At 38.3% G+C, this 22,896-nt stretch carries 21 protein-coding genes; 9 read left to right on the top strand and 12 right to left on the bottom strand.

From position 1 onward, the window contains the following. The first annotated feature begins 27 nt into the window (after nucleotides 1-27). The gene (gene parC / locus QQK02_RS13915) at nucleotides 28-2,325 is read left to right on the top strand and encodes a DNA topoisomerase IV subunit A (protein ID WP_284208683.1); all 2,298 of its coding nucleotides are present in this window, start codon (nucleotides 28-30) and stop codon (nucleotides 2,323-2,325) included. Between the two features lie 172 nt (nucleotides 2,326-2,497). Continuing rightward, nucleotides 2,498-3,961, top strand: coding sequence for an MFS transporter (locus tag QQK02_RS13910; RefSeq protein WP_407705046.1), 1,464 nt, complete (start codon nucleotides 2,498-2,500; stop codon nucleotides 3,959-3,961). A 61-nt stretch (nucleotides 3,962-4,022) separates the two neighbouring features. On the opposite strand, the gene QQK02_RS13905 is transcribed toward QQK02_RS13910, so the two are convergent. From QQK02_RS13905 to QQK02_RS13885, 5 genes are all read right to left on the bottom strand, one after another. Next, entirely contained in the window at nucleotides 4,023-5,054 is a 1,032-nt protein-coding gene (locus QQK02_RS13905) for a LacI family DNA-binding transcriptional regulator (protein WP_284208682.1), read from the bottom strand. A 184-nt stretch (nucleotides 5,055-5,238) separates the two neighbouring features. Next, a complete protein-coding gene (locus QQK02_RS13900; protein WP_284208681.1) occupies nucleotides 5,239-5,964 on the bottom strand; it encodes a YebC/PmpR family DNA-binding transcriptional regulator in 726 nt (241 codons plus the stop codon). 190 nt (nucleotides 5,965-6,154) lie between these two features. Beyond that, nucleotides 6,155-6,295: a hypothetical protein gene (locus QQK02_RS13895; protein WP_284208680.1), complete on the bottom strand. Its 141-nt coding sequence runs from the start codon at nucleotides 6,293-6,295 to the stop codon at nucleotides 6,155-6,157. A 17-nt stretch (nucleotides 6,296-6,312) separates the two neighbouring features. Beyond that, complete coding sequence (locus QQK02_RS13890) at nucleotides 6,313-6,831, bottom strand: hypothetical protein (RefSeq protein ID WP_284208679.1); 519 nt, start codon at nucleotides 6,829-6,831, stop codon at nucleotides 6,313-6,315. 133 nt (nucleotides 6,832-6,964) lie between these two features. Continuing rightward, the gene (locus QQK02_RS13885; RefSeq protein ID WP_284208781.1) at nucleotides 6,965-7,843 is read right to left on the bottom strand and encodes a LysR family transcriptional regulator; all 879 of its coding nucleotides are present in this window, start codon (nucleotides 7,841-7,843) and stop codon (nucleotides 6,965-6,967) included. Between the two features lie 417 nt (nucleotides 7,844-8,260). Between QQK02_RS13885 and QQK02_RS13880 the strand changes: the two genes are divergently transcribed. The 4 genes from QQK02_RS13880 to QQK02_RS13865 all read left to right on the top strand — a co-directional run bounded on the left by QQK02_RS13880 (nucleotide 8,261) and on the right by QQK02_RS13865 (nucleotide 10,634). After that, the gene (locus QQK02_RS13880) at nucleotides 8,261-8,860 is read left to right on the top strand and encodes a hypothetical protein (protein ID WP_284208677.1); all 600 of its coding nucleotides are present in this window, start codon (nucleotides 8,261-8,263) and stop codon (nucleotides 8,858-8,860) included. A gap of 180 nt (nucleotides 8,861-9,040) precedes the next feature. Next, nucleotides 9,041-9,424: a hypothetical protein gene (locus tag QQK02_RS13875; RefSeq protein WP_284208676.1), complete on the top strand. Its 384-nt coding sequence runs from the start codon at nucleotides 9,041-9,043 to the stop codon at nucleotides 9,422-9,424. A 26-nt stretch (nucleotides 9,425-9,450) separates the two neighbouring features. Continuing rightward, the gene (locus QQK02_RS13870) at nucleotides 9,451-10,167 is read left to right on the top strand and encodes an alpha/beta hydrolase family protein (protein ID WP_284208675.1); all 717 of its coding nucleotides are present in this window, start codon (nucleotides 9,451-9,453) and stop codon (nucleotides 10,165-10,167) included. A gap of 176 nt (nucleotides 10,168-10,343) precedes the next feature. After that, a complete protein-coding gene (locus QQK02_RS13865; RefSeq protein ID WP_284208674.1) occupies nucleotides 10,344-10,634 on the top strand; it encodes a MazG nucleotide pyrophosphohydrolase domain-containing protein in 291 nt (96 codons plus the stop codon). Between the two features lie 105 nt (nucleotides 10,635-10,739). Here QQK02_RS13865 and QQK02_RS13860 read toward each other — a convergent pair whose 3' ends face one another. After that, nucleotides 10,740-11,513, bottom strand: coding sequence for a hypothetical protein (locus QQK02_RS13860; RefSeq protein ID WP_284208672.1), 774 nt, complete (start codon nucleotides 11,511-11,513; stop codon nucleotides 10,740-10,742). Between the two features lie 486 nt (nucleotides 11,514-11,999). On the opposite strand from QQK02_RS13860, the gene QQK02_RS13855 reads away from it, so the two are divergent. The 3 genes from QQK02_RS13855 to QQK02_RS13845 all read left to right on the top strand — a co-directional run bounded on the left by QQK02_RS13855 (nucleotide 12,000) and on the right by QQK02_RS13845 (nucleotide 16,306). Then, complete coding sequence (locus QQK02_RS13855) at nucleotides 12,000-13,565, top strand: hypothetical protein (RefSeq protein ID WP_284208671.1); 1,566 nt, start codon at nucleotides 12,000-12,002, stop codon at nucleotides 13,563-13,565. 106 nt (nucleotides 13,566-13,671) lie between these two features. After that, the gene (locus QQK02_RS13850; protein ID WP_284208670.1) at nucleotides 13,672-15,273 is read left to right on the top strand and encodes a GMC family oxidoreductase; all 1,602 of its coding nucleotides are present in this window, start codon (nucleotides 13,672-13,674) and stop codon (nucleotides 15,271-15,273) included. A gap of 16 nt (nucleotides 15,274-15,289) precedes the next feature. Next, on the top strand, nucleotides 15,290-16,306 hold the full coding sequence (locus tag QQK02_RS13845; RefSeq protein WP_284208668.1) for an AraC family transcriptional regulator: 1,017 nt from the start codon (nucleotides 15,290-15,292) through the stop codon (nucleotides 16,304-16,306). 928 nt (nucleotides 16,307-17,234) lie between these two features. Here QQK02_RS13845 and QQK02_RS13840 read toward each other — a convergent pair. The 6 genes from QQK02_RS13840 to QQK02_RS13815 all read right to left on the bottom strand — a co-directional run bounded on the left by QQK02_RS13840 (nucleotide 17,235) and on the right by QQK02_RS13815 (nucleotide 22,754). Next, a complete protein-coding gene (locus tag QQK02_RS13840) occupies nucleotides 17,235-17,960 on the bottom strand; it encodes a two-component system sensor histidine kinase NtrB (protein ID WP_284208667.1) in 726 nt (241 codons plus the stop codon). A gap of 134 nt (nucleotides 17,961-18,094) precedes the next feature. Continuing rightward, entirely contained in the window at nucleotides 18,095-18,322 is a 228-nt protein-coding gene (locus tag QQK02_RS13835; protein WP_284208665.1) for a hypothetical protein, read from the bottom strand. Between the two features lie 5 nt (nucleotides 18,323-18,327). Then, the gene (locus QQK02_RS13830) at nucleotides 18,328-19,572 is read right to left on the bottom strand and encodes an EAL domain-containing response regulator (RefSeq protein ID WP_284208664.1); all 1,245 of its coding nucleotides are present in this window, start codon (nucleotides 19,570-19,572) and stop codon (nucleotides 18,328-18,330) included. Between the two features lie 9 nt (nucleotides 19,573-19,581). Beyond that, nucleotides 19,582-19,968 carry a response regulator gene (locus QQK02_RS13825; RefSeq protein ID WP_284208663.1) on the bottom strand — a complete coding sequence of 129 codons (387 nt, stop codon included), beginning with the start codon at nucleotides 19,966-19,968 and terminating at the stop codon, nucleotides 19,582-19,584. Between the two features lie 340 nt (nucleotides 19,969-20,308). Beyond that, nucleotides 20,309-21,118, bottom strand: a complete 810-nt coding sequence (locus QQK02_RS13820; RefSeq protein WP_284208662.1) for a response regulator — start codon at nucleotides 21,116-21,118, stop codon at nucleotides 20,309-20,311. An 85-nt stretch (nucleotides 21,119-21,203) separates the two neighbouring features. Then, nucleotides 21,204-22,754, bottom strand: a complete 1,551-nt coding sequence (locus QQK02_RS13815) for a PAS domain-containing sensor histidine kinase (protein WP_284208661.1) — start codon at nucleotides 22,752-22,754, stop codon at nucleotides 21,204-21,206. Nucleotides 22,755-22,896 lie beyond the last annotated feature (142 nt).

Raw genomic sequence — 22,896 nt, 5'->3', positions numbered from 1 at the left:
GTTTTCTTTTGGGTGGAACTATTTTTTATGTCTGACGCGCTCGACTATAGCCTTGATGGGGTAGAACAACTGCCATTAAGACGATTTACCGAAGATGCCTATTTAAACTATTCAATGTACGTCATTATGGACCGTGCATTACCGCATATTGGTGACGGACTGAAGCCAGTTCAACGACGCATTATTTATGCGATGTCGGAGCTCGGTTTATCAGCGATGGCAAAGTATAAAAAATCTGCCAGAACGGTAGGTGATGTACTTGGTAAATTCCATCCTCATGGCGACTCAGCGTGTTATGAAGCAATGGTGTTGATGGCACAACCGTTTTCTTATCGTTACCCATTGGTTGATGGTCAAGGAAACTGGGGCGCACCTGATGACCCTAAATCCTTCGCAGCGATGCGTTATACCGAGGCGAGACTTTCTCGTTTCAGTGAAGTTTTATTGGCTGAGCTAGGTCAAGGAACAGCAGATTGGGTGCCGAACTTTGATGGCACCATGAAAGAGCCTAAAACGTTACCGGCGCGCTTACCGCATATTTTACTGAACGGTATAACTGGTATTGCCGTAGGTATGGCCACAGATATTCCACCGCACAATGCCAGAGAGATTGCCAACGCTTGTGTGCAGTTGATTGAGCAACCTAAAACTGAATTAGCCGATCTGTTGCCACTTGTTAAAGGGCCAGATTATCCAACGGATGCAGAAATTATTACGCCTGCTGCTGATATTGAAAAAATATATCAAACCGGTCGAGGCAGCATCAAAATGCGTGCCGTTTACGATATGGAGCATGGTGAAATTGTTATTACGGCGCTGCCGCATCAAGCATCGGGTAGTAAAGTTTTAGAGCAAATTGCCAGCCAAATGCAGGCGAAAAAATTGCCTATGGTTGTTGACTTGCGCGATGAGTCAGATCACGAAAACCCGATTCGAATTGTTATTGTGCCGCGCTCGAACCGCGTAGACACAGAGCAAGTTATGCAGCATTTATTTGCGACCACTGATTTAGAGAAAAACTACCGTGTTAACTTAAACATGATAGGTTTAGACGGTAGGCCAGCCGTTAAAAATTTACGTGATATTTTATCTGAATGGATAGAGTTTCGTCGTGAAGTTGTTCGCCGTCGATTACAGTACCGTTTAGATAAGGTACTTGCTCGCCTACATATTTTAGACGGCCTCTTAATTGCGTATTTAAATATTGATGAAGTTATCGAAATTATTCGTAACTTTGACGATCCAAAGGCTGAATTAATAACACGATTTAATTTATCTGAGCGCCAAGCCGACGCTATCTTAGAGATTAAATTACGCCAGTTAGCAAAGCTTGAAGAAATTAAGATTCGTGGTGAGCAAGAAGAATTAAGTAAAGAGCGCGATAAGCTTGAAAAAATCCTTAATTCAAAAGCACGCATGAATACATTGATTAAAAAAGAAATTCTTGAAGCGGCTGAAAAATACGGTGATGACCGTCGTTCAAAACTCGTTGAGCGTAGTGAGGCGAAAGCGCTTTCTGAGAAAGATTTAATGCCAAGCGAAGCTGTCACCGTTGTGCTATCAGAAAAAGGCTGGGCACGATGTGCTAAAGGCCATAACGTCGATGCGCAAGCGCTTAGTTATAAAGCAGGTGATAACTTCTTAGCAAGTGCAAATGGCCGCAGTAATCGACCGGTGGTGTTTATTGACTCATCGGGTAGGTCGTTTGCAACCGATGCTCACTCTTTGCCTACGGCACGTAGCCAAGGTGAACCGTTGTCAGGTCGTTTTAATATTGCTACTGGTGTCATGATAGAGAAAACATTGATGGCCGATGATGAGCAAAAATACTTATTATCAAGTGACGCCGGTTATGGCTTTATTGGCAGTTTTAGCGATATGGTCAGTCGTAATAAAAATGGTAAAGCATTACTGAGCTTGCCTGCTAATGCCAAAGTTGCAACGCCAATGAAGGTTGATGATCTTGAAAATGATCTTGTTTTAACCATTACCACTGAAGGGCGCATGCTAGTGTTTCCGTTAAAAGATTTGCCAATTTTAAGTAAAGGTAAAGGCAACAAAATCATTAACATACCGTCAGCTCGTGCGAAAACAAGAGAAGAGTTAGTAAAGCTAATTGAGATTGTTAAGCCAGAGCAAGCTATTACGCTGCACGCAGGTAAACGCAAGCTTACGCTTAAAGCAAGTGATGTAGAGCACTACCGTGGTGAGCGAGGGCGTCGAGGTAATAAGCTGCCAAGAGGATTGCAACGTGTAGATCGTATTGAGGTAGAATCGGTAAATGTTACCGAAGTCGCTGAAAATAACGAAGAAAGTGATGGCTAAAAACTGAATACGTATGCATGAGTTGAGTTGGCAAGCTAAACTAGCATAGTATGGACTGTTAACAGCAGATAGCTTATAGAAAGCATATTAGCCTGGCTAATATGCTTTTTTGTTATCTAGGCAATAATAAATAAATTGTTTGGCTACTTGATAGCCAAGGTTGGGGACAATAATGAAAACAAAACCACAATTAAGTTTTTGGCAGTTATGGACAGTCAGTTTTGGCTTTTTGGGGGTGCAATTTGGCTTTGCACTGCAAAATGCCAACGTAAGTCGCATATTGTCAGACCTAGGCGCTGATCTTCACTCGCTGTCTTTATTTTGGTTGGTAGCGCCAATCATGGGCTTAATTATTCAGCCAATCGTTGGTGCAGCTTCAGACCGCACTTGGACCAAACTTGGTCGAAGAAGCCCATATATTCTCGCTGGTGCAGTAGCTGCAACAGTGGGTATGTTACTCATGCCAAATGCCCCATTATTTGTCGCTTTTATGGCGCCAATGGTATTCGGTGCCTTGATGCTTGCGTTGATGGATGCATCTTTCAATGTTGCTTTCCAACCGTTTCGTTCATTGGTCTCTGATATGGTGCCTGAAGAGCAACGTAATGCCGGCTATTCAATTCAGTCGTTACTGATTAATATTGGTGCGGTTATCGGTTCTATTTTACCTTTTGTTTTGACCAATGTTGTTGGTTTAGAAAACACGGCAAAAGCAGGCGAAGTAGCACCTTCAGTTGTCTGGGCATTCTACATTGGTGCGACGGTATTACTTGGTAGTGTGCTTTGGACAGTATTTAAAACGAAAGAATATGAACCGGAAGAGTTTTACCAATACCAAGGTATGACAGCGCAAGAAGCAAAAGAGCAACTTGCTAAAGAACAAGCTAAAAGCGCTTCTTTAGGTGAGAAATTAAGTGAATTTTGGCAATTAATGAAAACAATGCCAACAACAATGCGTCAACTAGCGGTTGTACAGTTTTTCTCATGGTTTGCGTTATTCATCATGTGGGTTTATACCATGCCTGCAATTGCACAACATATTTGGGGTGTCGATGCGCGTTGGTTTGATCCTACCTATATTGAACAAATGGGTGGCGTGCCAGCCGATATAGCTGCTGCTAAAGGCGCAGCCGGAGACTGGGTTGGTATTATTTTCGCGGCCTATTCATTATTTGCAGCAATATTCTCAGTTTTTCTTTCAAAACTTGCTGATACCCTAGGTAGAAAGGCGGTGTACAGTTTATCGTTACTCGCAGGTGGCTTAGGCTATATCAGTTTTATGTTTATTCAGGCGCCGGAAATTACTACCGTAAACCTACTGATTACGACGATTGATGTGCCGCAAGGTGCCGTATCGTTATTTGTCCCTATGATTGGGGTCGGGATTGCATGGGCGGCAATTTTAGCTATGCCTTATGCGATTTTAGCGGGCTCATTACCACCGAGCAAAACTGGTGTATATATGGGGATCTTTAACTTTACTATCGCAGCACCTCAAATAGTTTCTGGTATATTTGCGGGTTGGATTTTAAGTAGCGTATTTAACAATGAAGCTATCAACATCATTATGCTAGCAGGTGGTGCAATGATCTGTGGTTCAGTAGCTGTGTTCTTTGTTAACGAGAAACAAGAATAACGTTTGATAAATACAAAAGGGCCGTGTAAAAATTACAAGGCCCTTTTTTATATTCAATATATTAGGTGTTGTTACCGCACGACTGCCTGATCACGACTGACGTAGGCATCAAGGTTGTGGAAACTTCTTCTTCTTCTTTTATTAGCTTTAAAATGCTATCAACTAATAATTCACCAGCTAATTTAGTATTTTGCCTTGCCGTAGTTAGTGGTGGATAGGTAAAGGCTGCTGTTTGAATATCATCAAAACCAGTAACCGCTACTTGCTCTGGTACTTTAATGTTGTACTCTTGCAGAGCTTGAAGTACACCAATGGCAATTAAATCACTCGCCGTGCAAATTGCATCAAAGGTTTTACCGGATGCAATTAAATCACAGGTTGCTTTATAGCCGGCTTCTTCAGTACTGATCGCTGAAAATTGCATGGCTTCGTCAATTTTGAGTTTATTATCTTTTAGCGCTTTACTGTGACCTAAGTAACGATCTAAAAATTCAGGTGCGCCGCTATTAGCGTCGCCGATAAAAGCAAAGTGCTTGTAACCATTGTGGATTACATGCTCAGTAATTTGGTAGCCACCGTGAAAATTATCACAGCCAACACTGATGATTGGGTACTGCTTTACTTCAGCGCCCCAACGAACAAATCGAGTTCCTTGCTCAATTAATTGCACAAGCTTTTCTTCGTAGTTAGTAAAGTCACCGTAACCAAGGAGAATCAAGCCATCAGCCTTGTTTGAATCTTCAAAGTCAGCATGCCAGTCACTATCCATTTGCTGAAAAGAGACCAATAAGTCATACCCTTTGTCAGAGCAAGCTTTTGTTATACTGCCTAGCATTGATAGGAAAAATGGATTGATCATTGAATCATCGCTTGTTGGATCTTCAAATAGAAGTAAAGCGATCGTGCCACTATGTTGTGAGCGCAGATTACTGGCATTTTTGTCAACTTTATAGTTGAGCTCTTTTGCAATAGCCTGCACTTTCATGCGGGTTTCTTCATTTACTAGTGGGCTATTTCGTAACGCACGAGAAACGGTAGATTGGGATACACCAGCACGATAGGCTATATCAAATGATGTAGGTTTAGATTTCAAGTGACAACATCCATCTCATTGAACTGCCTAAATATTAACTGAGAGTTTCTTTTAAGTACATCAAGTTAGCGCACTATTTGATGAGTTTTTAATTTAACTAAGAGAAAAAAGTTATTAGTTGGTAATAAAAAAGGCCAGCAATAAGTGATTGTGCTGACCTTCTAAAACATGTTTGACCTATCGATTAATCGGCAATTTGTGCGTTATGATAGATTTCTTGAACGTCATCGCTGTCGTTAGCCATATCTAAGAATTTCTCAAACATTTCAACATCTTCACCCGATAACTCGGTGTAAACCTGTGGCAACCATGTAATTTCTTCTTTGTCTAACTTAATGTCAGGCATGGTATCAGCGAATGCCGTTTTAACTTTGAAGAATTCTGTATGAGGTGCTACGACTTTTATACTGCCATCTTCTTCCGCTTCAACATCAGTTACGTCACAATCTTCCATCATTAAGTTTTCTAAAATCTCTTCTTCATCGCCGCCTTGGCAAGTAAATACAGCTACATGATCAAACATGTGGCTAGCACAGCCTTGGGCGCCAATTTTAGAATTTGTTTTCGTGAAACATTGACGAACGTCTTTAATCGTACGATTAGTATTGTCTGTTAAACAGTCAATAATAATCATGCAGTTACCTGGGCCAAAGCCTTCATAACGCATTGTCTCAAAATCTTCACCTGCACCGCCTGCTGCTTTATCAATTGCTTTATCAATAACGTGAGTTGGTACCTGATCTTTCTTCGCTTTATCAATTAAGCGACGAAGTGCTAGGTTGCCGTCTGGGTCTAAACCGCCATTTTTAGCACATACGTAAATTTCTTTACCGTATTTAGAATAAACTTTGGTTTTCATTCCTTGTGTTTTAGCCATTGAGGCCTTGCGGTTTTCAAAACTTCTGCCCATCGGGATTCTCTTTAGTCAAAAAAATAATGACCGATTTTAACGTCAATCATAGTTGTTGACTAGCCTTGAAGTCATATTAACGAAAGAATTTGATGCAATCTTAAGGAAATGGAAATATTTGTAGGGTAAATAAAATAAAGGCACAAACAGTATGAGTTGTCTGTGCCTATCGTTGATGATTAATCATAGATTATTCCTGTCGTTGTAGTTGTGCCTCCGGTAAATCAGTTTGTCGCTGATTTTCTACATCCCATTGACCAATTGATACGTGGTTTAAAAAGTCGATGAAATTTACTGCTGACATTAGAGAATTTTTAAACACTTTAAACATGACTATTTCCTTTATGATTAGTGGGTTATATGGCTGGTATTACCAGTAGCTGATGCTGTTAGAGTCGCTACATATTGCTTTTTGAAGTGTGATAAGTTGTTATTAACAAGTTTTGATTGGTTAATCAAAACAGCCGACGTGAAATCGTCTAGCGCGCCCAATGTATCTGCACTTAATGCACGACTAATGGCCCTGTTGTTATAAGCTAAAGCTGTATACTTATTGCGGTTTGAATCGCTCGATTTTAGCGTCAAACTTACTTCAACTGCGGTACTACAATTTGTTTCAGCAGCGTCTAATTGGCTTAACTTAATGTTTGCTACACACAAGCCCATTGCTTGTTCAAACTTCTCGATTAGTGTGCTTGGTGTTTGCGTCATTTTATTTAAGCTTTTCTTAAAGTTTCCTTGAATTATTTCGCTGCTTCCAGCTGCGTCTTTAATGATAGCTACTTTAAAGGAGCTGTCATCGGCATATGCCGCTGTGCTTGTGCCAAGAGCTATGGCGATTACTGAACTGTAAATGTGCTTTTTCATGTTCTTTCCTAAAGTGATTGTCAAATTGACAATGTCACTATAGGCATTGGTTTAACTTGCGACAAACGATAAAAACACACCTAATAAGTGAATTTTATTCACGTAACCGCAAACCGGTATTTATGAGAAGCGTTTAATCAGTTAACGCGAATGTTTGAGTAACCCATTGTGCAAATTTTGATAACTCAGGCACGCTCTCAATTGATTGATTTTGAATTAAGAAATAGCTATCTCGGCTTGTTAATTCATATTCAAATAATTTGATGAGTAATTGTTCGCTAAACCAAGCTCTCGAAATTGGCATTGGTACAAGCGCAATGCCCATCCCTTGTTGTGCTGCTCTTGCTACACCAAACATTGAATCGAATTGGATGATTTGTTTCGGTGAAAAGTTTGTAATATCGTTTTCATCTGCCCATTTATGCCAAGACCAAGGACGAGATTGGTGCAAAATTAGCGGCACATTTTGCAAAGCATCAAATCCTGTTGAAGCCCATTTTTTGTAGACTTTTTTATTGCACGCGGCCACGTATTTAATTGGGAATAGCTTTTGAACAATAGAACCATTGGGGCTGCCGCTTGCTAGCACGATTGATAAGTCACTAGGTTTTGGTGTTTGGCTTGCAGACTTGACTGTTTCTAATTGCAAGTTAATGTCTGGATTAAGCTCTGCCCATTCACCTAGGCGTGGCACAAATATCTCGCTTGCAAAAAACTCAGGCAAGCTTATGGTGATCGTTCTATTTTGCTGGGTATTGGTAAAGTCAGAAATAGTTGCCTCGAGCTCAGTTATCAGAGGGTAAACTTTCTGATAAAACTGTTTACCTGCGCTAGTAAGCTCAATTGAACGAGTACTGCGTTGAAATAGGCTGGTACCTAATTGCTCTTCGAGCTGTTTGATTTGGTGACTAACCGCTGACGGTGTAAGAAAAAGCTGACTAGCAGCATGTTTAAAGCTCAAACATTTTGCAGCAACACAAAATGAACGAAGACCTCTAATAGGAGTTTGAATAGCCATTGATAGTAAAGATTGATGAACCCATACTGACATTGCAACTAATGTTCCATGATGAATAACCTAGAAAAACTATCGATTTGGTAAAGTTGTTAAATAAAACTGCCTGTTGATAGGGAGTCAAATGCACCATTATGGAGCGTTGTTTATTTATTATGCGCGCTAAATTTTAGGCAAAAAAAACGCGCTACCAAATAGTAGCGCGATAGTAAGAGTCGAGTTATTCGTTAAGAAATCGGGGGAGATTTCGAAAACAAGTTCAGATTACCTAGGTTTAATTAATCGGACAAACGAGAAGAAATCACCTGTACAGGTGAATTATATTCATGCGTTTAATTAGCCCCTCACTTGTGTCTAAAAAAGTTTGCTTTTAATTGGCTTATGTTTGATTATAAAAATAAAAAAAGGACTTTTATGAAGGCAATACTCTTTTGTTTTTCTTTACTGTTTACTTCGTTTTTCACTGCTGCAAACCAACCACCACTTGAAGCCTATGGCGCCCTGCCTAATAAAAGCATGATGGTGATTTCACCAAGTGGTGATCGAATCGCTTATCGGACAACATCAGCCGAAAATGATTATATGGTCGTTTATAGCCTGACTGATAACAAACTTGTTAGTGCAGTTGATGTTAGCGAAGTAAAACCAACCTCTCTTTATTTTATTAGTGAAACCAAGCTGATTTTAGTTGTTGAAGATAACCGCAAATTATGGGGCTATAAAGGGCGTCATGATTATTCTGCGGCCTTTGTTTATAACACTGAAGATAAAAAAATATTTCAGTTAATGTCGGCGGGTTATGGAATATATGGTGGTCAAACAGCGTTAGGTCGCATATTGGCGATATCTGATGATGGCAAATATGCATATATGCCAGCTTGGCTCGATTCAGGCCGTTACAGCTTATTTCGCGTAAACCTAAAGAACAAGCGAAAGCCACAAGTGGTTAATCAAGGGAAATCTGATACCAGAGATTTCTTTATCGAGCCAAACGGAACAATACTCGCACGTTAGCGCTATAACGATGAAAAAGACTTACACCGCGTCGAGTCATACCTTAGCGGTGAATGGAAAATTATTTATCAAGAAACAACGCCAGAGCTTACAAAAGGCATTGAAGGGCTTACGCCAGATAAAAAACATCTGGTTGTTAAAAGTTTTGATGCAAAAATTGGGCGCTGGGGCTACTTTAAAATGTCACTGTCAACGGGCGAATTATCTGAACCTTTATTCATTCGAGAAGATGCAGATGTTGAGTACTTGGTTAAAGATGTTAATCGCGTAGTTCATGGCGTTGCTTATTCAGGGCTTCATCCAAGCTATGAGTTTTTCGACGACACACTAACTAAGCAGTTTAAAAATATTGCGCTTGCAATGCCAAATAATGGTTTTTACCTGCGCAATTACACACCTGATTGGTCGTCTATTTTGTTTCGTTTTGAAGGTGAGGGTACACCAGGTGATTACTATAAGTTCACGAAAGGCGGCTTTAATTTCTTAGCATCGAGTCGCGATAATATCGCACCAGAACAAGTGCATCCTATGGTGGGAAAAACATTACAGCAAGAGATGGCATAACAATCCCTACTATCATCACGACCCCTTTGGGAACAAGTGGAAAAAAGCTACCAACCATTATGTTACCCCATGGCGGTCCTGAGGCATACGACAGGCTAGCATTTGACTGGCAAGCGCAATATTTTGCTAGCCAAGGCTATTTGGTTATTCAACCGCAGTTTCGCGGTTCTTCTGGGTTTGGTATTCGTCATGTCATGCTCGGTGAAGGGCAATGGGGCCTAAAAATGCAAGACGACCTTACCGATACTCTAATGGCAATGGTAAATGAGGGATATGCTGATCAGAGTCGCGTTTGTATTGTTGGCTCAAGTTACGGTGGATACGCCGCATTAGCAGGCGTAACCTATGAGCCCGATTTGTATCAATGTGCTGTTTCTATTAATGGCGTAGCTGATGTCAATATGATGCTAAAAGACGATAAAAAAGCCTACGGTGCAGAGAGCTCAACGTATGCCTATTGGCAACGCGTATCAACTAAAGGAAATATGGATGATAAGCATCTAGAAAAAATCTCGCCAATTAATCATGTTGATAACATTAACGTTCCAGTATTACTTGTTCATGGTGAAAGAGATTCAATTGTGCCGTTAAAGCAATCTGAAGAAATGTATGAAAAATTAGTAGACGCTAGAAAGCCGGTTGAGTTAGTTGTCCTTGATGAAGGTGATCATTATTTGAGTACTTATAAAAATCGATTAGAGGCGTGGCGAAAAGTCGATAGTTTTATTAAAAAACACTTGTAGTCACAACGTCTATTTTTACTGAAAGCCATGAAAAGATTCATGGCTTTTTTATTGCTCTCTAGGGTAATCAACAGCAATTTATTGCACCTACGCACAAAGCAACATTCGAAAAAATATTTTACATTGGCTGTAAAAGGGCAATAATCACAGTCATTTAAACAATGAGGTAATTATTCGTGGAAAACTCAATTAATGAAATAGCACGCCAGAACTTCCAATGGGTTGAAGAAATGGGCTGGCACAATAAAACCGTATTAGAAGCACTGGCATTGGTCGCCTCGGAAGTTGGAGAAGCTATAAATGAATGTCGTCAACAAGAGCCTTCGCCGGAATTTGCTGAAGAGTTGGCTGATATTGTTTTACGTGTTTTAGATATTGCTCATTGGCAAGGTATTGACATGGAAAAGACGATCCTAGAAAAAATGGAAAAAAACCAATCACGTGGTGCGAGAGGCAGAGTTAAGTAATTTCGATTTTGTATTTATTGCGAATACAGCGACCTAGCGTTTGTTAATCCTTCAAGTCTCAACTATTTAGTTGAGACTTTTTTATGAGTTAGGTTATTAGGTAAGTTACTTAGTTGGTCCATAAAAGAGATCGGGTAAGTTTTTGCCAGTAAAGCTATCAGTTACGTTGACATGCTTAACGGCTTCTTGCCAGATTTTTGCCATGGTTTTATCTTTTTCAAACAACTTATCATCGGCGGCTGCAAGTTGTGCTATATGCACTTTATTTTCGCCATAAGAAACAACTGTAAAACTTCTATATTCGCCGCCAATATCATGCCAAAAAAATCGGTAAGGTTGGGTGGCTTTGTTCGCCTCACAACGCGCTTTGATCTGTTTAGCGACTTCCTTTACTTTATCATTGCTACCATGATTGAATTTATATGTTACGCCTTCAAAGTACGTATACTCTTTACCTGATTCGGGCTCGTAAGATAAGTCGCCATCGTACTTAATAATGACATCTTTTCCGCTAATTAAGCCTACACCTAGTGCTTTAAACTTGGCTTGTTGTGCTTCTGATAGATTTTCCCATACCTTATCCCAACTTTTATCAAGCATATCTATTTCGGCATAAGAACTAATCGGTGTGAACCAATAAATACGGCCTCCACTAAGTTGAGAGGCTGAGTATGAGTGATTAAAGTTACTTTCTCTGAGGATATTAAGGACTTCTTTAACATCTTTTTTATATTGGCTTAAATGAGCTAATTGAAAATGATTTTGACTCATTAAGTACATTTGTTGATTTTTTTCTTCTTCAGCTATTGCAGGGGTAGCTAAGACACCAAGAAACAAAAAGCTTATCAAGGTATTGATTACTCTGTTTCTTATGTTCATTGTTCTATTCCTTTTGGTGGGGTGCTTATAAAAGCCCTTCAAGTGTAGGTCATTTGCAATTAATTACGAATTTAGCTACCTGTGGGTAAACTGGACTGCTGAACATTGCTAAGAATTTTTAGTGGGTTTTGATGTGATGACTGTTTGGCAGTTTTGAAAGTGTGCTAGCAACGAATGATAAATCGACTAGGTATTAACCGGCAGTATCAAAAGGGAGGAATTTCAACAATATCCGGAAGAAATAAATTTAAAAAAGTCACAACAATTTAGGTGGGGCATATTATGGCTGTTGCTGATTGATGGGGGCTAACTGCCAATCGAATTTTTCTTTCGAACGATAACTTTATTGTATCAGTATTTTTCTAGGTTAACGTCACACTTTGAGTTTGCAGAACCAATTGTTAATAGGGTGACTCGAATTGCTATGTTATTCGGTTTTATTTGTTGGTAGAAGTATCATCTGAAATAAATATAATTACTAGAACAATGAATATACTAAAAAATACATTATTATTAACAGCAACAGTGAGTACGGTTTTTCTATCGGCTTGTTCAATTGACAGTACAGAAAAATCGGTTGAAGAACCGCCTTTATCCCAAATAATTACAAAAAGTTGTGCTTGGCAGGGACCCTATGTAAAAGAAAATCCTGCTACCAATATCGCCTACCCTGATGCAGGGGCTTATTATTGGTCAATGAAAGGTGCTTTGCCTGAAGGTGCGAAATTAACACTCACCGGAAAGTACCCAAAAGCGAGATACTTTTCATTTAATAGTTATAAAATGGATGGCACTATTATGCCATTTGATGCTATTAAAGATACCGAAATAGCACCTGAGTTGGGCCAACCGGCTAATCCATATATTAATGGCAATCAGAGAAATGTTGATAGTTACTACACACTTAGCTTTTCACCTATTCGTAATACCGATGAGTCAAGTATATTAGAGCAGCTTGAACAAAATACTATGGGGCTGGCTATTCACGATAGCAATCTTTATCCAGAGCCCGATGATGGTTGGCCGTTTCCAACATTTAGCACGCAAGAGAATGGTTTTGAATTAGTCTATAGAGTTTACTTACCTAATCAAGGTCTAGATGAGTTTGGTGAAGCTGGGTTGCCACAATTTGAACTAGAATATAACGGTGAAATACTGGTAAACCAAGAAGAAATCTGTGGCGTTCTTGATGTTACGGATACTACAATTCAAGTCCCTTTGGTTCCCATAGAAAGTTACCTTGGTATCAAGGCTATGGGAGGAAACCCATACGGCGACAATGCAGTCAACACACGTTTATTCGCAGGTACGCCATATTACTATGATACCTATGATGCAGCAGAATTCGATAAATCAGACCCTCTGAGCACTGCAGGCTTTACCTTAAAGGGAGCTGAAGAAATGCGTGACATCGTTTTTAGAGCCTCTTTCCCCATGACTGACTTACTGCCTTGTGCATTTTTAGGTACCTGTGATCGTTCAATGGTTAACCGCCCCGGGTTTTATGCCAATAAAGATAACTCATATGTTTCAACGTGGTTAAACAATGAGTTAGGTGATGTAGTAGTTTTTAAAGGAAAGTTACCAGTAACCCCTTTAACAATAAATAACCAAGACATGTATGATCATTCCGGCGTGCAAATGAGGTATTGGTCGTTATGTACAAATGAATTTTATTCACAACGCGTAGTTGACTGTATTTTTGATGAAGAGGTTATTATTGATGACGATCGTGACTTTGTTATTGTCACCAGTAAAGCGGTTAACCGTCCGACAAACGCAACTAAAGAGTGCGGATATAATTGGATAGAGCTTCCAGAACTAGGAGATAACGTTTCAATGGAACATGATTCAGCCAAACTTACTGGTCAAATTAACAATGACAATGATGCCTTTGTGATCATCAGGAATATGGTAGCAGAACCGGATTTTACGCAAGCAACAAGTAATATTGATTCGTTTAGAGCCGAAAAAGCAATAATGGGTGAATATTTACCAGAAGGAGAGTATATGTCAGTTGGTGATTTTGAGTTGCTCGAATGTAGATTATAAATAAGCAAAACTTAACTTTTAATAAAAAGCCGTTTTAGATCGTTATAAGTGCTGCTGTTATGTCCTTTTTTGAACGTTAACCATAGCACTAAATAAGGAAATCACTGTGAATAAGAATTTTGACTTTATAGTTGTCGGTGGAGGCTCTGCTGGTGCTGTTCTAGCTTCTCGTTTAACTGAAAACAAAGATTGTACTGTTTTATTATTGGAAGCTGGTGGTAATGATAACTCGCTTTCGATTCAAATACCGGTTGGAGCTGCCAGTATTGTACCTAGAGCCCATAAAAACTGGGCTTTTGAAACAGTTCCTCAGCCAGGGTTGAATAATCGAAAAGGCTACCAGCCACGAGGTAAGGTGCTCGGTGGTTCTAGTTCAATCAATGCAATGGTATATGTTAGAGGGCACCAGCAAGACTATGATGATTGGGGTTCATTAGGTTGGGGGTGGAAAGACGTACTACCATATTTTTTGAAGTCAGAGCACAATGAATCTATTCATGATGAGCTACATGGTCAAGGTGGTTTGTTGAATGTGGCTGATTCTCGCTCTAATAATCTTGTTGCAGATGCTTTTATCGAAGCAGCAAAAAACGCTGGATTTCCTTACTCATCTGATTTTAATGGAAAAAGACAAGAAGGAATAGGGCGGTATCAGGTAACTCAGAAAAATGGCGAACGTTGCAGTGCCGCTAAAGGCTATCTTAGTCATAGCGTTAGAGAACGTGATAATTTGACCATTATTACTAATGCCCATACGACGAAGCTACTCGTTAAGGAACTGCATTGCTATGGTGTTGAAGCCGAAATTAAAGGTAAGCGCTATCAATTCTATGCGAGTAAAGAAGTGGAGCTTGCAGCTGGTGCTTTTGGCTCTCCTCAGTTGCTGATGCTCTCAGGTATAGGCAATACTGAAGAACTTGATGCTTTGGGTATTAAATCTTTACACCATTTGCCTGGTGTAGGCGAGAACTTGCAAGATCACCCTGATTACGTGAGTGCTTATCTAGCTGATACGCATCAAGTCTTTGGACTTTCTTTAAAAGGAGGGGGGTATATGGCTAAGGAGGCAATAAAATTCTTAGGCAAAAAAGAAGGGATGTTTACTTCTAATTTTGCTGAAACGGGTGGCTTTTTAAAAACGTCGCCAGAGCTTGAACGTCCTGACATTCAGTTTCACTTTACTATTGCTCTGGTAAAAGATCATGCGAGAGACATGAAAGCATCTTTAAGTCATGGCTTTAGTAATCATGTCTGTGTATTACGACCTAAAAGTAAAGGCACATTAAAGCTGGCAAGTGCCGATCCTATGGCAGCCCCACTGATTGATCCAAACTTTTTATCAGCACCCGAAGATGTTGACGTTATGCTAAAAGGTATTCGTTTGTCCTGTCAGATCATGCAGCAACCTGAGATTAGGCAATATATTAAAAAACCTATAGATAATGAAAGTAAAATGAATGACCAGGAGTTAGTGCAACATATTAGAGATATGAGTGATACAGTCTATCACCCGGTAGGAACATGTAAAATGGGTACTGATAAAATGGCCGTTGTCACCCCTGAACTAAAAGTCCATGGTTTGACTGGTTTACGCGTTGTTGATGCTTCAATATTTCCGAATTTGATTGGCGGTAATACTAATGCACCGACCATTATGGTTGCGGAACGAGCAAGTGATTGGATAAAGCAAGAGTATTTAGCTAAGTAATTCATGGAGTATAGTCTTGCAAAGGTTTAAAACTGTTTCGAAGGTTGTTGCTATACAAAAGCACTTAAGCTTGTTGAATTATTTAAAACAACGTTTGACTACTTCTGAATTCAATACTGTTAATGCAAGTTTAATTGATATTCGAACTTTGCCTGAACAGCGTGTAGGTTTTTATGTTATTGAGCAAAATATTGAAACGGTATTAGGGGTTATAAATGAACCTTTGTTGGGCATAGAGGTAGTAGACGGTATAGACTTTGAAAGTTTGCCAGGGATATCATTACTGCTGGCAAACTTTAAATTAGCAAAATCAAAAGAACAATTAGGGGAGCTAATTATTTTGTTTGCGGAATACTTTCCGTTACTCACTCAAGCAGTTGATATCACATTAAAATGGGATGTTGATGCAATTCAAATTTATGCTAATGCCATAGACCATTCAATATCAACGATACAGGTTGAAGGTGCGTTGTATGGCGTTTTTAAAATATTAAAAATGCTTGTTAACTTATCTCCTGTGAGCATAAGCTTTACGCATTCTCCTTCAACGATAAAGGAAAGTTATCAATCGTTCTTCAACGCACCTGTGACGTTCAATGCGACTAAAAACTGTATTACTTACAAAGCAACACCAAAGTATTTCAATTTAGAGAATAGATCCCTCACTGTTGTTTCCGGCATAAACGAGCTAATGAAAAGTGAATTCCCTAATTTGAGCACAACAATACAGTGTAGTGTCATACTGAAAAGTATTCTTCACTTTGGTGAGCCCTCTCGAGCTCATGTAGCGTCAATAATGAATTTAAGTATTAGTACGTTGCAAAGAAGGCTACGGAAAGAAAACACCTGCTTTAAAGATATTTTACAAAATATCAGAAAAGAAATTTCACTAATACTACTTATTGAACATGATTTGACGTTATCAAATATTGCGTTTTTATTAGGCTACCACTCTGAATCTCAGCTTTCTAGAGCTTTTAAATGCTGGTATGGAGAAGCGCCTAGTATTTATAAAAAAACATGCATGCAATAAGGACAGTTCTCTGTTAAAACATTAAAAACGGTATGACTATTTAAATCGAACATAGTCAGGTACTGGTATAAAAATATGTTTAACTCTCTTTATACATTCAATATTTTTGGAAACAAATAAACTATGATTTAAAATCACGTCACAGTCTGTTCAGGCCAAATATCAGGTGCTTTTTTTGGGGGTATCGTTAGCTATTTTAGTCATTTTAAAATTATAGAAGAGGAAGACAAGCAACCGTTTTCTCTGGTGCTAATACCCAGTTCGGAAATTTACACCAGCAGATAATTTACCCTATCCATACCAACACCCCGCTCTTTGCTACAGGCATAGTGCGGGGTAGGGAATACCCAATTAATTCCAACTGACGGATTAAATCCTTTTTGCCCCGTAAAAACACCTGAAAAACCAGATTATCTTGATGAAGTTACCCTAATACCCAATTCGCCCTAATGGTGTTTGTTCAAAATAGGGTGGATTTTATGCCTATCAGTAACACGAAATAAATAAAAAGCTGACGTATAAACCACGAATAATGCAGGGTAGATAAAATATTGGTGTAAGTGAAAATTGCTTGAGAGTTTAACCAAACGGTTTACTAAAGACAGATACAAAAAAGCCCAGCTAATGCTGGGCTTATCTGATGAATGGTGCCGACTGCCGGAGTCGAACTGGCGACCTACTGATTACAAGTCAGTTGAACTAGGGCCCAGAGTTGCTAATTAACTAATATATCGTACTAAAACCAGCCCAAAAAATTTTACCACTGAGTTTAATACAAAGGCTATTTAGAATGCGAAAATTGATAAGTGCTAGTTTTATCTAATTGTTCGCTCAGTTTTGCACAATTAATTATTAAGAATTAGCCTATTCCAAGTCTATTATTCTTAGGGTAACTTTATAAGACGTTTTATGTTAAAAGCTTATAAGTTCAGTGGGCATAAGGCCAATGAATTTTAAACTCTGTTCCAAGCTCTTCATCGCTTTTGACAAAGACAGAGCCATTATTTTGGTTAATGATGTTTAAAACATTTGTCAAACCGAATCCGGCACCAATATGAGATTTAGTTGTATATAAAGGGTAGAAAATTCTTTCTTTAATCTCCTGCGACATGCCAATGCCAGAGTCAATTATCGACAAGCATACATATTTATTCGCATCAATTGCTACCAATGATAAATTTATGTGGATAGGTGTTGCTTTAGTGCAGCCATTCATAGCATCTTTCGCATTTGACAGTAGATTTAGAAGGACTTCATCTATTTGATTAACATCAGCCATAACCCAAAATTCTTCATTTCTATCTAACTGCACATGAATGTTTGCGTCAATTGTCGATGAATAATTTGTTAGCTTTTTCCTTATATAATTAGAGAGTTCGAGTCTTTCTAATTGCGGTATGTAATCACGACTAAAGTGCAATAATTTTTCAGTAAGCATACTAATTTTATCTGTCGCCATACATATGCGACTCAAATAGTCAGTAAACTTGTCTTTGTGGGTTAATAACTTACTATCTCGAAGCAGTAACTGCGAGTAGCCTGATATTACAGCAAGTGCATTATTAAAGTCATGAGCAACGCTAGACGCGAGCGAAGTTACATAGTCTAGGTTAGTATTTTGTGGTGAGTACTCCGTTAATCCATGATCTAGCATAAATTTATGCTCTAGTTCACTGACTTTTTCATAGCAACACAAAATGCCACACAACTGCCCTTCACTATCGTTTATAATTTGAAATGTTTCTTTTATATAAATTGTTCTTTGAGAGGAGGATATAATACTTCGAGTCAACTGCATTCTCGGTATTTTTTTTGAATAATTAGTTTTTCTACATCCATATTACAGTAAATATCTTTAGCATGTTTTGGCAATTGAGTACTTGTTTTATTAATAAGTAGTGTTTTATCTAATAAACCAATATCTGCCAAATAACGGGCGTTACAGCCTAAAAATCTCTGTGAAGTGTCCTTCCAATATATACTAAATGGTATTGCTTCAATTAAGTTATCTGTCATGAGAGTTATTGAAATAGCCCTCTTAAAAAACTAACCTTGTCATTTTTAAGGCTAATATTATGAATTTTATGCCAATCATTGAGCCAAGTTAAAAGTTCACTTTTTGCCATTGGCTTTGCAAAGACATATCCTTGAGCAATTGTGCATCCCATTCTGATTAGACTATCTATTGTGGCATTGTCTTCAACTCCTTCTGCAACTATTCTTAAATTCAATCGTGTCGCCATTTCAATAATAGATTCGACTATTACCCATGTTTGAATGCTATGATGCATGGAGCTAATAAATGCGCGGTCTATTTTTAATTCTGTAAATGGTCCATTTTGTAGCATATTGACTGAAGAGTAACCTGTGCCAAAATCATCAATGGATAGTTTAAAATCCATTAGCCTGAGGCGTGTCAAGATTTCCAACGAAAGAGTATTTTTTTCTAGCAATACGGTTTCTGTTATTTCAATAGTAATACGACTAGGGGCAATATTGTATTCGGCAGCTTTTTGCTTCAATAGATCAGGAACATCGCTTTGGCTTAATTCAAGGGCTGAGAGGTTAATAGATAAACACGATTGTTTTATCGAAGACACAAAAGTAGAAAACTGTTGTAAACTTTTATCAATAATGATGGCAGTGAGCTGACTTATCATCCCTCCTTTTTCAGCTATTGCTATAAAGCGCGTCGGAGGAATGAAGCTACCATTTAACTCCCATCTTGCTAATGCTTCAAAACCAATCACTCTGTTGGTATTTAATTCTATTTGTGGTTGGAAGAAAACATCTAAAGTTGAAGTTTCAATAGCGATCTTGAGGTGGAACATTAATTCTGTATTGTCGAACTCTACTTGGTTGATTACTTCCTTGGTTTTTTCTTCATCTGAGTTCTCCACGAAAGGCTCCAAACTAAATAATTCATCTAGGCCATCTAAACTAAAGGGTTTCTTTAATATAGAATGAAAGCGGAGCTGGTGCAGTTCACATAGCTCTTGTGCTGATTTCAGTAGTGAAATATCTTGTCCTGAAGTAAAAGAAATATGGCCTTGGTAGTCTCTTTCTTTGAGAAAACGTAATATTTGTAACCCATCATATTCAGGCATTAATAAATCAATAATAATATGTTCAAATGGCTTTAGGTCAAAAAGCATAATACTTTTAGATTCATTTATTACTTCGCAATTCATTCCCATACTTTTGGTAGCCGAAGCAAAAAAATGGGCGAACTGTTGATCATCATCTACAAGAAGCAAATTTTTCATATGAGTAACTTATGTTAAAGGGTAATTAACATTCCATTTGTTGAGTAAATTTCGTATATTCTTATCGAGGCAATATTTAGATAAGAAACCTTCGGCACCGAGCTGAGATGCTTCCTTTACAAGGTGCTCCCTTGTATCACCGGAGAACATAACAACTTTAGAGCTAGGTTGTTTGGCTTTAATCCAACTAAGTAACGTTAACCCATCTGCTTTATCTAAATTGACGTCCAAAAAGAATAAATCAGCTATTGCTAAACGCATGTTTTCTGTAAATGAATCGATAGAGTTATAAATATTAATATTCTCAAACCCAAGCTCAGCCAATATTTCAGCCGCAAGCTCTGCGATAGTATGGTCATCGTCAAGAATGACTATTTTTGAATTCTTACCTAGCATGATTTAATCGCTTAATTCTTGGAATTACTGCGGTGGAAAAATTTTCAAAATGAGATATTGGGCTTGAAAAATATTTTTTTAAACTGGTCTCTCTAATCGTAGATATATCAGCTTTTGTTTGAAGAGTATTTGATGGACGAGCGAATAGGATTTTTGGTCCAGTAAATGTGTCGCCACTAGGGGGTTGTGTAACTTGCAATAAACAGGCTTTCATTTTTAGGCATTCCTATTGCTGTTAAGCTTCCGTTATAAATGAGTCTAGTAGGTATTTGTAATATTTAGTATAAACAAACCCGACTTATTTATTTAGTAAACCGACATCCAAGACTTAGAATCTCGATTATGAGTTATTCGCAATAAAGTACTTAGGCGATTTACCGAAGTTTGACTTAAAGCTGTGGCTAAAATAGCTCTGAGAGTTAAAACCAACGCTCTGATAAGTTGTTGCAATAGAGTGACCATTTGAAAGCATTTCTCTAGCTTTATCGAGCCGGTAGCTTTTTATGAATTTTGCAGGTGCTACTTGGAATAGTCTTTTGAAATGCCTTTGAAGCTGTCGTTCAGTAATGTGCAAACTATTTTTGAGTATGTCGACTGAGAAGCCACTATCTTGATAGTTTTCAGATAATATTTGGGTAACTTTATCAATAAAATTTTTATCTTTTAAGTTGAGTAAATCAAAGTTCTTGTTGTGACTACGTCTCTCCCTTTCGAAAAATATTAACTTCTGCTGTTTATCTAGTATGTTTGTTACTTTTTTAACTAGAGGTTCGATTTCAAATGGCTTGGCGATGTAATCAATTGCTCCAAGCGATAAAGCTTTTGTGTGATCTTCTGGGCCATTTTTACCAGTCATTAGCAAAATAGGGATATGATTTGTTCTAGGGTTTTCTGTAAGTCGATTCGCTAAATCGAACCCGTCAACCAATGGCATATTAATATCTGATAAAATTATATCAGGTAAGTTTGACATTGCTAATTGAAAACATTCATACCCATTTACAGCCGTATATACAGTGAATTTTTCTTTAAAAGCGCTAAATAAAAGGTTGCGAATATCTTCATTGTCATCGCCTATTAGAATTGATTGATTTTCATCAATGTCTCTTGGTACTAAAACTTGATTGTTTATTTTCGCTATCGAATTCATTTATTAATCTGTCATTGCATCTATCGGTTCATGTCAGACAGCCTTACGAACTGAATAAGGTTTAGGTTCAATAATATTTATGTATTTAAAGTGCTACAGTTTTGCTTATTAGCTCTTCAATGCATTTCGCTGAGAAAGGTTTTATTAGATATCCAACAAATCCATACTTTTGAGGATCAGACATCACGCTGCTTGTAGAGTAACCACTCGTTACAATTGCTTTGACTTCAGGGTTAATATCAAGCAATTCTTTGATGACCTTTTCTCCACCAAAACCTCCAGGTATGGTCAAATCCATGATTACAATATCAAAAGGGTTACCGCACTCAATAGCGTTGACGTATTTTTTTATCGTTGTTTGCCCATCAAACGCAGATTCCACGTTGTGTGTCATTGATGTTAAGATCTCACTTAGTATATCTACCACCATTTCATCATCATCCATTACTAAAATATTGGCTGAAGATTTGGTGAGTATGTCATTTTTTTCTGCGCTAATATCTGCATCTGAATATTTATCGGTTATTGCATTTAAATAAAAGCTAATATTAGTACCATTACCTACTTCGGACTCTACATTAATGAAGCCGCCGTGCTTTTCGATTATTCTATGAACGGTCGCCAACCCTAACCCAGTACCCGAGGATTTCGTAGTGAAATAGGGGTCAAATATCCTTGATAATGTCGCTTCAGAAATACCAACACCCTGGTCAACAATACTGACGCAGACCATTTTTTTAGACACACCATGCAATGAAATTTCAGATGTTGGAGCAATATTTTTCGCTTCAATAATTACCGTTCCGCCTTGCGGCATAGACTGTTGAGCGTTAATTAATAAGTTTGATATAACCTGTGAGATTTGCCCTGTATCTGCATCAACATCCCATAAGCCATCGGCTAGTATGAGGTGAGGTTTAATTTTCCCACCACTGAGAGAAAGGGCGATTGAATCCTTAATTAGTATCTCGACATCTGCGGCCTCAAGTAATGGGTCGCCACCTTTTGCAAAAGTTAATAGTTGATTCGATAGGTGGCTTGCTTTGTTTATGGCATCATTCGCTGTTTCTATATGCAAGGCTGCAGGGTGGTCAGTGCTTAACTTTAGTGCTGCCAATTGCAAATGCCCATAAATACCTGTGAGGATATTGTTAAAATCGTGAGCTATACCGCCAGCTAGAAGCCCAACCGACTCTAATTTCTCTGACTTTAGCAACTCTTTCTCATGTTTTCTTTGTATCGTAATATCTTCTGTTATTCCCATAACTCTTTCAATGCTACCATCAGAGTTGAAAACAGGAGCGAAACAGGAAGTAAAAATTAGCTCTGATTTCTCCGGACTAAATTCAAAACTACTAAACTCGCCTCGGAAAGCCTTTTTTAGTAATTTATCAATTCTTTCCTTTTGATCAGAGCTAACAAAGTCCATGTAATTTACTCCACATATCTCAGCTTCTTGCTGCATTGCCATCATGCGCAAGCCTGATGTATTCATGGATATTATTTGTCCATTTAAATTAATTTCATGAATGCAAAACGGGGCTGATTGAATGAGTGTATATAACCTGCGCTCACTATTTTGTGCCTTTTCTAATTTAGCTTTTAGCAAGTCTATTAATTGATCTTTTTCGTCCATAATTACCTAAATGCCAATACTGATATGCAGTAAAATATTCTTCGCACAATATTTGAAATATCAGAAGTAAACTCATTACAGATTTTTTAGCTAGTCACCTAAAAGAAAGCGCTTACAAGAGAGTGTAATACTGCTACTTGAT

This window comes from Thalassotalea eurytherma (assembly GCF_030161415.1).
Lineage (GTDB): Bacteria > Pseudomonadota > Gammaproteobacteria > Enterobacterales > Alteromonadaceae > Thalassotalea_G > Thalassotalea_G eurytherma.
The sequence above is the reverse complement of the archived record's forward strand: the minus strand, read 5'-3'. Positions and strand labels throughout refer to the sequence as shown.